This is a genomic window from Halobacillus sp. BBL2006 (genome assembly GCF_000786645.1).
Classification (GTDB): Bacteria; Bacillota; Bacilli; order Bacillales; family Halobacillaceae; genus Halobacillus.
The window spans coordinates 1-10,887 of record NZ_JRNX01000077.1; the positions used below are offsets into that span (position 1 = coordinate 1).

Here is a 10,887-nt window from a genome sequence, read left to right on the forward strand (position 1 = left end):
TGAAAAAGAGAGGGAGGTGAACTTACGTGGGTGATGCTATCGTATTTTTCTTTGCGGCTGTGCTGACGCTTCCCATTCCTTTCTTTTTCATCTTTTATTTCCTGAATAGAAAATGGACGAAACACAAATGGAAAGCGATTCACAGGACGACGAGTGTAACAGCTCCAATATTCATTCTCTCTGTTCATTTACTCTTACTCGTATTGTTTGAACAAAATTTCTTAGCTTATATCCTAATCCTTCTATTCCTCTTATTAGGTTTATCCCTCATTGTGCAGTATAAGGTACATGAAGAAATCCACTTGAGGAGGGTTTTCAAAGGGTTTTGGCGCGTTAGTTTTTTACTCTTTACCTTTTTTTATGTAGGATTGACCATGTATGGTCTCCTTGAGCGATTATTTTCCTGACAAACAGATTAGATGAACTCCTGGGATCTTTTTTGTACAATACAATAGGATACATACTACTAAGAATACTTAACCCGATAAAGGAGTAGTTCAAGACATGCGTATCGATCCGATTCAATTACAATCAAAGCAATTATTATTTCATGATTATAAACAGAATTTTCAAACTGTAGAAGATAAATTCGAATTTGATCCCAAAGATCCAACGATCTGGACAGAGCGTTTACAACAATTAAAGAATAACACGTACCAACGGGAAGCTCTTACAAATGTACTAGATCAAATGAATAAAAAGTGGGAGGCACCTGAGTCGTCACTAGCGAACATCGACCGTTTGAAAGATGAAGGAAGCACGGTTGTTATTGCAGGTCAGCAGGCAGGATTGTTGACCGGTCCATTATATACCGTTCATAAGATCATCTCAGTCCTTCAACTGGCAAAGCAGAAACAAAAAGAATTAGGAAAACCTGTCATCCCTGTGTTTTGGATTGCTGGAGAGGATCATGATTTTGATGAGATCAACCATCTTTTTATGAAAGAAAATGCAGCTATGAAAAAGTTCACTATTCAGCATACACCTGAAACAAAAGCTTCTGTATCTGATATAGAGATCGACCAGACAGAAGCTGAAAAGTGGATAAAGCAAATCTTTCAAGCTGTAAGCGAAACAGAGTTTACGAGCGATTTTTATCAACAAGTCATGCAGGCCTTAAACCGATCAGGGAGCTATAGTGATTTCTTTGCTAAACTTGTCTATTTATTGTTTCCTAGTGAGGGACTAGTGATTGTAGATGCTCACGATTCTGAAATCCGTAACTTGGAAAGTTCTTATTTTACAACTATGATCGAGAAGAATGAAGAGATGGCTAAAGGAGTGTTCTCATCTTTGCAAGTCAATCGTCAGCAAGGTTATGAAACCCTGCTTGATAGTGAGTGGAGGGACGCTCACCTCTTTTATCATCATCAAGGTGACAGAATTTTATTAAACCGGGATGAAGATGGCGTGTTCAGAGGGAAGAATAATGAAGTGGCATTGATGAAGGAAGAACTTATTCAGATTGCAAAGGAACATCCGGAACAATTGAGTAACAATGTTGTGACAAGACCGTTGATGCAGGAGTGTCTTTTTCCCGTTCTTGCTTTCATCGGAGGTCCGGGGGAGATCAATTACTGGTCTGTGCTGAAACCAGCCTTTCAAGCAGCTGGACTGCAAATGCCCCCAGTACTGCCGCGTCTTTCCTTTACACTTATTGACCGTAAAGCAGAGCAGACCATGGAACGTTTACAAATCAAAGTGGAGGACGGGATTTACTATGGTACAGGCGAGGCCAAAATGAAATGGCTGGCGTCGAGAAGTGCACCACCGATCCACCAATTAAGTGAACAGGTGAAAGAAGAGATCGATCGAATTCATCGCCCGTTACGTGAAAAATCTACTGAGTTCGGCCCTGATCTAGCGCAAATGGCTGAGAAGAATCTGAAGTACATTTTTCAGAATATCGATTTTCTTGAAAAGAGAATGTCTCAGTCTCTTGAACAACAATATGAATACGAGGTATACCAGTTCAATGACCTTGAAGTACTTCTGCATCCTGGTGGCGGGCTGCAAGAGAGAATGTGGAATATCGTACCCTGGGTGAATCAGTATGGGACGGATGTATTCGAACGGATGAACCAGCACCACCTTTCCTTTGATCAGGATCATTTTGTGGTATATGTGTGAGTGAGTCTCCCACTGACCTCCCACTATCCCCCACATCATAAATGAATAGGAAAAACCTTTAAAATCTTGCCTTCCGAGGCAGGATTTTTTTATTAGTAGGCGAATGAATAAAAAGTATGTGGAGAAAAGTGGGGCGATGTGGTAAGCTGAAAACAGAAGGTGGGGGAACCATATGTTCATGGGTGAATTTCAACATAACATTGATGCGAAAGGGCGTATTATCGTCCCCTCCAAGTTCCGTCAAGATCTTGGGGAAAGCTTCGTCCTCACGAGAGGTTTAGATCAATGTTTGTTTGCTTATCCTATGAATGAATGGAAGCTTCTTGAAGAAAAACTAAAAAAACTCCCTTTAACCAAAAAAGATGCCCGAGCCTTCACCAGGTTCTTCTTTTCAGGAGCTGTCGAGTGTGAGGTGGATAAACAAGGAAGAATTAATATTCCTCCGCCCCTCAGAAAATACGCGACGCTGGAGAAAGAATGTGTTGTCATCGGAGTGTCCAACCGTATAGAGTTTTGGAGTAATGAAAATTGGGAAACTTATTTTGAAGCATCTGAAGAGTCGTTCTCTGAAATTGCAGAGAACATGTTAGATTTTGATATTTGATAGACAGAGAAACGAGTGAGTGTATGTTTGAACATTATAGCGTTTTAAAAAAAGAGACCATCGAGCAATTACATATTAAGCCTCAGGGGGCATACGTGGATTGCACACTCGGTGGTGGAGGTCATACAGAAGTCATCGCTTCCCAACTCGGTGAAGAAGGTCATTTGTATGCATTTGACCAGGATGAAATGGCTCTTGAAGCTGCCAGAGAGAGATTGAAGCCGTATGAAGGTAAAATTACGTTCATTCAGGCGAATTTTCGTGAACTTGAAGAAAGATTACAAGAACTAGGTGTGGAGCAGATCGATGGTATTGTGTATGATCTTGGAGTTTCAAGTCCACAGCTAGATGTTGGTGAACGTGGGTTTAGTTATCAGAATGATGCACCACTGGACATGCGCATGAATCAATCAGCTGATCTAACAGCTAGAGAGGTCGTTAATGAATGGCCTTACGAAGATTTAGTGCGTATCTTTTTCAAATATGGTGAAGAAAAATTTTCCAAGCAAATTGCCAGGAAAATTGAAAAAGCTCGCGAAGTGAACCCGATTGAAACGACGGGTGAATTAGTTGAGCTGATTAAAGAAGGAATTCCAGCTCCTGCAAGAAGGAAAGGAGGGCATCCAGCCAAACGAGTATTCCAAGCGATTCGTATTGCTGTGAATGATGAACTTGGTGCTTTTCAGGACAGTCTGCATCAGGCTGCAAGAGTTGTTTCTGTCGGAGGTAGAATAGCCGTCATAACCTTTCATTCCTTAGAAGATCGTTTGTGCAAACAAGCCTTTAAGAAGTGGAGTACAAATCCGCCATTACCAAAAAATATTCCAGTCATTCCAGAAGATAAACAGCCCCCATTCGAACTTGTTACACGAAAACCGATCGTAGCTGAAGATGTAGAACTCGAAGAGAACCGTCGCTCACGCTCAGCTAAATTGAGGGTCGTAGAGAAAGTCAAACCTTGGAGTAGTGAATTTCAATTTGAAGAAGGGTGGAAGAAAACATGAGCCTTGAGCAAGCTAGAAAGGCACAGCAGCCTTTACATCAACCGGAAAAACAAAAACAGGTTAAAGTAAAGGCCCATAAAAAACGGTGGATTAGTACAGGAGAGAAATTTTTATATTCGATTTCAACAACAGCAGTCATCGCTGCTTCCCTTTTCTTTGTCCAGTTTTCCTCGGCAACAGATTCTTTGAACCGTGACATCAGAAGTTTAGAAAAAGATATTTCACAACAAGAATCACATAACGAGAACCTTGCCTACCAGGTGAAAGAATTAAGTAATCCGGATCGTATTTTGAAAATTGCTAAAGAAAATGGATTGAACATTCAGAACGCAAAGGTGAAACAAGCTGGCACAGTCAGCAATTAAATAATTTGGTGATATGTTATGAAAAGTCCGAACACGCATAGAGGCGCAGCACTGTTAATCTTGATATTTTCCTTCATGTTCCTCCTCATTGCTGGTAGGTTTTTGTATATTGAGACCACAGCAACCGTGGAGGGAGTGGACTTGGAAAAGTGGGCGAAGGATGTCCGCACAAGTTCCTATGAAATCGATGCGAAGAGAGGAAAGATTTTCGACAAAAATGGCATGGTCCTTGCTTACGACAGACCGACGTACAAGCTATACGCCATTGTTGACCCTGATTATACGACGAACCCTGAGGAGCCCAATCACGTGACGAACCCGGAAGAGACAGCGTCAAGATTGGCTCCTTTGTTGGATATGGAAGCGAGTGATATGGTCGAAACGTTGAAAAACGGCCAGGAAAACGATCGCTTTCAAGTCGAATTCGGTGCGAAGGGCCGACAGATTTCTCAAGAGAAAATGGAAGAAATCAAGGAATTGGAATTAAGCGGAATTCAGTTCGAGGAAGAGGCGAAAAGGTATTATCCAAATGGATTGTTTGCCTCCCATGTCATCGGTTTTGCTCGCACAGACGATGGTAAGATTTCAGGAGTCACGGGAATAGAAAAACAGATGGAGAAATATTTGCAAGAAAAAAAAGGTACAATCAAGTACGAGCGTGATAAATATGGAACCAAATTGTTGGATCCCAATCAAGTGATGACTGAACCGGATGATGGTGAGGATGTCCATCTTACGCTCGATCAGAAAATCCAGACGTTTCTAGAAGACGCTATGAGCCAAGTGGATGACCAGTATAGTCCTGAAAAAATCATGGCGGCAGTCATGGATCCCGATACAGGTGAAATTTTAGCGATGAGCAACCGTCCGAGCTATAACCCAAATGATATCGGAGAGGTAGATAACTGGTACAATGACTTGATCTCTTATCCTTTTGAACCAGGTTCAACAATGAAGATCTTCACGTGGGCTTCGGCTATTGAGGAAGGTGTCTATAATGGAGACAGCGAGCTGTTCAAGTCAGGAACATACAAAGTAACCGAGAACTCTCAAACCATCTCAGATCATAATAATGGACAGGGGTGGGGGATGATTTCCTACGATGAAGGTTTCCAGCGTTCATCTAACGTTGCTGCTTCAAAGTTGGTTTATGAAAAACTAGGACCAACAAAATTCCGGCAATATTTATCTGCTTTCAATTTGACAGACAAATCGGGCATAGACCTTCCTGGAGAACTTACAGGGAAATTAGTTTATGAGCGTCCAATTGAACAAATTACAACTGGATTTGGTCAAGGATCAACCTTCACTCCGATTCAATTAATGACGGCTGCAACGTCTGTTGCGAATGGTGGTAAGATTATGCAGCCTTATATGTTGTCAGAGATTACCTCAAGCGAGACAGGCGAAGTCATTAAAGAAGGGAAGCCGGAAGTAATCGGTGAACCGATTTCTGAAGATACAGCTAAGAAAGTTAGGGATCTGATGGGAGAGGTCGTTACATCTGAGAATGGAACTGGTCAATCGTTTAAGCTTGATGATTATTCATTGGCTGGAAAAACAGGGACGGCACAAATAAGCGAGCCAGGCAAAGGATACTTATCAGGCAGAAACAACTATGTCTTCTCATTTATGGGAATGGCGCCTAAGGATGACCCGGAACTATTAATGTATGTCGCGGTTAAGCAGCCAGACTTAGAACCAACTGAATTAGGTTCTGAACCTGTCTCTTATATCATTCGTACAGTAATGGAGAATAGTTTGCATTACTTGGATATTCAACCGGATAAAGAAGAGGATACGAAAGTTTCCCAGCATAAATTACCAGATGTCACGGAAATGTCTACACGTAATGCGGAGAATGAGCTTAGAAAGACATTTAGCAATGTAGAAATCATAGGTGATGGGGAAAACGTAGAAGAGATCCTACCGGCTCCCGGAACTAAAGTACTTGAGAACCAGCGAATCATGGTCATTACGGATAAACCAAAAATGCCGGATCTCACAGGCTATTCCTTAAGAGATGTTCACCGTCTTGCTGAGCATTTCGATATGAATATTGAAACTATGGGGAATGGCTATGTGAAATCTCAAAGCATTGCAGAAGGATCGAAAATTAAAGAAAACGGCTATTTGGTTGTGGAGCTTTCCCCTCCGGAAACTGAGTAATCGCCATTCCAGGCAGTGTTCTAATCGTTTCTTGATTGCATATAGTGATACAAGCTGACTCTAACGACTTTTAAAGGAGTTATGGAGATGAGACGAGTATCCCATGTAATTGTCAAGAAACGATTGATCACTGTTTTTCTTTTTGGAATGGTTATTTTTATGGTTATTATCGGTAGATTGGGGTATGTACAATTTTTCCTCAGTGATTTCCTCATTTCTAAAGCAGAGGAATCGTGGAGCCGTGATATTACCTTTGAACCAGAACGCGGTAAAATCCTTGATACAAACGGAGAGGTGCTCGTAGGAAACCAATCGGCCCCTACTGTCATGGTCGTCCCTAGACAGATCAAAGATCCTGAAACGACCGCCAAAAACCTGGCACAGATTCTCGAAATGAGTGTGGAGAAAGCATACACCCATGTGACCAAACAAATCTCCATAGAAAAAATTCACCCCGAAGGCAGAAAGATTTCAGAGGCGCAGGCCAAAGCTATCCAATCGCTTGGGATGCCAGGGGTCTACATTGCTGAGGACTCTGAGCGTTATTATCCTCATGGATCCTTTCTTTCCCATGTCCTCGGGTTTAGCGGAATTGATAACCAGGGACTGCTGGGGCTAGAAGCTCACTATGACGAGGAGTTAAAAGGGGAAAAGGGAGCCTTATCCTTTTTTTCTGATGCCAAAGGGAAACGTATGCCTGATATGGCAGATGTCTATAAGCCTCCAGTAGACGGAAAGGACTTGCAGCTGACCATTGATTACAAAGTGCAATCCATCATGGAGAGGGAATTGGATATCGCTGTAGCAAAGTATGACCCTGATGGAGCCGTCGCCTTAGCAGTAGATCCTGATACCGGACAAGTTGTAGGAATGGCATCGAGGCCGAACTTTGATCCTGCAAATTATCAGGAAGTTGATCCGAAAGTATATAACAGGAACCTTCCTGTATGGAGTACGTATGAGCCGGGGTCTACATTTAAAATCATTACATTAGCGGCTGCCCTGGAAGAAGGTCTTGTGAATTTGAATGATGAACATTTTCATGATTCCGGCGCCGTTAAGGTGGATGGGGCGACATTACATTGCTGGAAACGTGGAGGGCATGGTGATCAAACTTTTCTCGAGGTTGTCCAGAACTCCTGTAACCCTGGCTTTGTAGAGCTAGGACAGCGTCTTGGTAAAGAGAAACTTTTCGATTATATTGATTTATTCGGTTTTGGAGAGAAAACTGGAATAGACTTAGAAGGAGAAGGCAAAGGAATTCTCTTTAAACCTGAAAACGTAGGTCCCGTCGAGCAGGCAACGACAGCTTTCGGGCAGGGGGTTTCCGTTACGCCGATCCAACAAGTTATGGCCGTAGCAGCAGCGGTTAATGGCGGTTATTATTACGAACCTTACATTCAAGAAGCTTGGCTGGATCCCGTTTCAGGAGAAGTTTTAGAGAAAAATGAGCCTCAGTTGAAGAGAAGAGTTATTTCAGAAGAGACATCAAAACAGATCCGTAACGCATTAGAAAGTGTCGTGGCGAAAGGAACTGGACGTGGAGCTTACGTGGAAGGGTACCGCGTAGGAGGGAAAACAGGTACAGCACAAAAAGTTGGTCCTGATGGAAGGTATATGGAGAACAATCACATCGTTTCCTTCATAGGTTTTGCTCCAGCGGATGATCCAGAGCTTGTCGTTTATCTTGCCATTGATAATCCCAAAAATACCGTACAATTCGGTGGGGTCGTAGCAGCACCAATTGTCGGAAACATTATGGAAGACAGTTTAAGAGTTTTGGGGGTTAAACCACGTAAAGATGGGCTAGAGAAAGAGTATTCATGGCCGGAGGAGCCTCTAATTGAGGTACCAAACGTCACAGGTCTTGAAAAGAAAGAATTGAATGAAATTCTAGCACCTTTAGAATTAGAAGTGAGCGGAAAAGGAAATAAGGTCATCACGCAGGCTCCAGAGGCAGGCGTGAAAGTTCCGACAGGCTCAAAAGTGAGAGTTTATATGGGGAAATAAAAAAATAAAGGAAGCATACAGGAGATTCCTTCCTTTTGGTATAATATCTTGTATGTGGATAAGGGTGAAAGTTATGAAAATGAAAAAGTTGTTGGAGCACCTTCCTTTTTATCAAGTAACTCAGCCCATCTCGAAACTTACGGTTCAAGGGATTTCGATGGATTCAAGATCCACCGGTCCTGGCGACCTTTTTGTTTGTATTCGGGGAATTAAAGTGGATGGTCATGATTTTGTACAGGATGCGGTCAACAAAGGTGCTGTTGCTGTCCTTTGTGAAGAGGAAGTTGATACCGACGTCCCGGTCATTCTTGTCAATGACACGATAAGAGCACTAGCGATGGCAGCTTCTGCTTTTTATGGGTATCCTTCCGAGCTACTTCACGTCATTGGAGTCACCGGAACGAACGGAAAGACGACGATCACTTATTTGCTGGATGAGATTTTTCGTAGGCATAAAAAGAGCACAGGACTCATCGGTACCATTCAAATTTGTGTGGCGGGCAAAGTTTTTCCTGTGAAAAACACGACACCTGACGCTTTATCCATACAAAAATATTTGAGCAAAATGCAGAAATCAAAAGTGGATACCGCCATCATGGAGGTATCCTCCCATGCCCTGGATCAAGGGAGAGTTTACGGGTGTGATTTTGATATTGCGATCTTTACGAATTTGACAAGAGATCATTTAGATTATCATGATGGTTTTGATGACTATCTTCGGGCTAAGTCCCTATTGTTCGCCCAATTAGGGAATGGGTATAATAGGGGGCGGGATAAATATGCAGTCATAAATAAAGATTCACCTGTCTCTGAACGATTTATCCGCTCGACCTCTCAACCTCTGCTCACTTATGGGATTGATCAGCGGGCGGATGTGATGGCGAAAGATTATCAGTTGAAAGAAACGGGTACTTCTTTTACTCTTGTGACACCAGAGGAAGAAGTACTTATAAATAGTCCGCTGATGGGATTATTCAACATCTATAACATGCTTGCTGCTGCTGGAGCAGCTCTATTATCTGGTGTGCCGCTTAGAACCATTAAAGAATCGTTTGAACATACCACGGGCGTCCGTGGACGTTTTGAACCGGTGAGAGAAGGGCAAGAGTATGGAGTAGTCATCGATTACGCTCACACCCCTGATTCGTTGGAGAATGTGCTGAAGACGATTTCCGGCTTTTGCAAAGGAGCCATTCATGTCGTTGTCGGCTGCGGAGGCGATCGGGATCGGAGTAAACGTCCGATGATGGCACAAGCAGCAATGAAATGGGCAGACCATGTGACTTTCACTTCAGACAATCCACGTACCGAAGACCCAAAACAGATATTTAAAGATATGACCAACCATTTACAAGGAACTTATAAACTAATAGAAAACCGTGAACTTGCTATTCAACACGCATTAAGAGAAGCTTGTAAGGGAGATGTCGTGTTGATTGCAGGAAAAGGACATGAAACCTATCAAGAAATACAAGGAATACGTCACCATTTTGACGATTGTGAAGTTGCTAGAAAGATTTTAAGAAGATTTAAGGAGAGTCCACAATGATTTTTGAAGTACATGAATTAACCACTTTATTTACAGAATTTAGAGGTGCAGCAAAGGATCGGATTTCAATAAATGAAATCATGACAGACACGAGAAAGGACAGTAAACAAAGCTTTTTCGTCCCGATCATCGGTGAGTCCTTCGATGCCCACCAGTTTCTTTCGGAAGCCATTAAAAAAGGGGCTGTTGCCACCTTATGGCAGAAGGATCGAGAATTACCTGCTATGATCCCTACAGATTTCCCTGTTTTCTTCGTAGAAGATACAACAAAGGGGCTGCAGGATCTAGCGTCTTTTTATTTACAAAAAGTTTCTCCTAAAGTCATCGGAGTAACAGGATCAAATGGAAAGACAACAACAAAGGACATGGTTGCTTCTGTGCTGGGCACCCACTATATAACTCATAAAACGCAAGGGAACTTCAACAATCATATTGGTCTTCCATTGACGGTCCTTTCAATGAGTCAGGATACAGAAGTGCTTGTACTGGAAATGGGCATGGATCAAGCGGGTGAGATTTCTGTGCTTTCGAAAATCGCTCACCCTGACCATGCAATCATTACTAATATTGGCGAGTCCCATATTGAAAATCTTGGGACAAGAGAAGCGATTGCAGAGGCCAAGCTTGAGATTACTGATGGTCTGAAAGCCGGCGGAAGGATCATTATTGATGGAGATGAAGCCCTTCTATCCAATGCGAAAAAAGATGAGGCAGCTATCTCTTGTGGATACAATGAAGGGAATCTCTACACGATTGTTATTGATGAACTTACAGATGATAAAAGTGTATTTACCGTTAAGGGTCAGGCGTATGAGCTACCGATGGCTGGTCGACACAATGTAAAAAATGCTACCTATGTGATCGCCTTAGCGGAACAATTAGGGCTTTCAAACGAAGAAATCCAGCAAGGCTTCCGTCAGCTTGAAATGTCAGGCATGCGATTCGAAAAACACGCGGGTCTGAATGGTTCTCTCATCATCAATGATGCCTACAATGCATCACCTACATCAATGAAAGCAGTTATTGAAGTTGTCGGTCAATTGACATCTAAATCAA

At 42.4% G+C, this 10,887-nt stretch carries 10 protein-coding genes; 9 read left to right on the plus strand and 1 reads right to left on the minus strand.

What is annotated here, in order from left to right; all coding sequences use genetic code 11:
- Nucleotides 1–188, minus strand: a 188-nt coding sequence (locus LD39_RS23415; RefSeq protein ID WP_231572503.1) for a hypothetical protein, incomplete at its 3' end; no start/stop codon positions are given.
- Between LD39_RS23415 and LD39_RS02925 the strand changes: the two genes are divergently transcribed.
- From LD39_RS02925 to murF, 9 genes are all read left to right on the plus strand, one after another.
- On the plus strand, nt 102–407 hold the full coding sequence (locus LD39_RS02925; protein ID WP_231572502.1) for a DUF3397 domain-containing protein: 306 nt from the start codon (nt 102–104) through the stop codon (nt 405–407). The genes LD39_RS23415 and LD39_RS02925 overlap by 87 nt on opposite strands.
- 97 nt (nt 408–504) lie before the next feature.
- Nucleotides 505–2,130 (plus strand): bacillithiol biosynthesis cysteine-adding enzyme BshC, encoded by a 1,626-nt coding sequence (gene bshC, locus LD39_RS02930; RefSeq protein ID WP_035542721.1) that lies wholly within the window; start codon nt 505–507, stop codon nt 2,128–2,130.
- A 172-nt stretch (nt 2,131–2,302) separates the two neighbouring features.
- Entirely contained in the window at nt 2,303–2,734 is a 432-nt protein-coding gene (gene mraZ, locus LD39_RS02935; RefSeq protein ID WP_035542722.1) for a division/cell wall cluster transcriptional repressor MraZ, read from the plus strand.
- A 23-nt stretch (nt 2,735–2,757) separates the two neighbouring features.
- The gene (gene rsmH / locus LD39_RS02940; protein WP_035542724.1) at nt 2,758–3,738 is read left to right on the plus strand and encodes a 16S rRNA (cytosine(1402)-N(4))-methyltransferase RsmH; all 981 of its coding nucleotides are present in this window, start codon (nt 2,758–2,760) and stop codon (nt 3,736–3,738) included.
- A complete protein-coding gene (gene ftsL / locus LD39_RS02945; protein WP_035542726.1) occupies nt 3,735–4,103 on the plus strand; it encodes a cell division protein FtsL in 369 nt (122 codons plus the stop codon). Before rsmH ends, ftsL begins: the two co-directional genes overlap by 4 nt.
- A 135-nt stretch (nt 4,104–4,238) precedes the next feature.
- Complete coding sequence (locus LD39_RS02950) at nt 4,239–6,272, plus strand: penicillin-binding protein (RefSeq protein ID WP_369793213.1); 2,034 nt, start codon at nt 4,239–4,241, stop codon at nt 6,270–6,272.
- Nucleotides 6,273–6,359: 87 nt separating this feature from the next.
- Nucleotides 6,360–8,282 carry a stage V sporulation protein D gene (locus LD39_RS02955; RefSeq protein ID WP_035542730.1) on the plus strand — a complete coding sequence of 641 codons (1,923 nt, stop codon included), beginning with the start codon at nt 6,360–6,362 and terminating at the stop codon, nt 8,280–8,282.
- A 73-nt stretch (nt 8,283–8,355) separates the two neighbouring features.
- On the plus strand, nt 8,356–9,831 hold the full coding sequence (locus LD39_RS02960) for a UDP-N-acetylmuramoyl-L-alanyl-D-glutamate--2,6-diaminopimelate ligase (RefSeq protein WP_035542732.1): 1,476 nt from the start codon (nt 8,356–8,358) through the stop codon (nt 9,829–9,831).
- A partial coding sequence (gene murF / locus LD39_RS02965; protein ID WP_035542733.1) for a UDP-N-acetylmuramoyl-tripeptide--D-alanyl-D-alanine ligase occupies nt 9,828–10,887 on the plus strand: 1,060 nt, incomplete at its 3' end. The genes LD39_RS02960 and murF, both read left to right, overlap by 4 nt.

Coding starts and splice junctions, on each gene's coding strand:
- bshC (WP_035542721.1), top strand. CDS start 505: ATGCGTATCGATCCGATTCAATTACAATCAAAGCAATTATTATTTCAT.
- mraZ (WP_035542722.1), top strand. CDS start 2,303: ATGTTCATGGGTGAATTTCAACATAACATTGATGCGAAAGGGCGTATT.
- rsmH (WP_035542724.1), top strand. CDS start 2,758: ATGTTTGAACATTATAGCGTTTTAAAAAAAGAGACCATCGAGCAATTA.
- ftsL (WP_035542726.1), top strand. CDS start 3,735: ATGAGCCTTGAGCAAGCTAGAAAGGCACAGCAGCCTTTACATCAACCG.
- LD39_RS02955 (WP_035542730.1), top strand. CDS start 6,360: ATGAGACGAGTATCCCATGTAATTGTCAAGAAACGATTGATCACTGTT.
- LD39_RS02960 (WP_035542732.1), top strand. CDS start 8,356: ATGAAAATGAAAAAGTTGTTGGAGCACCTTCCTTTTTATCAAGTAACT.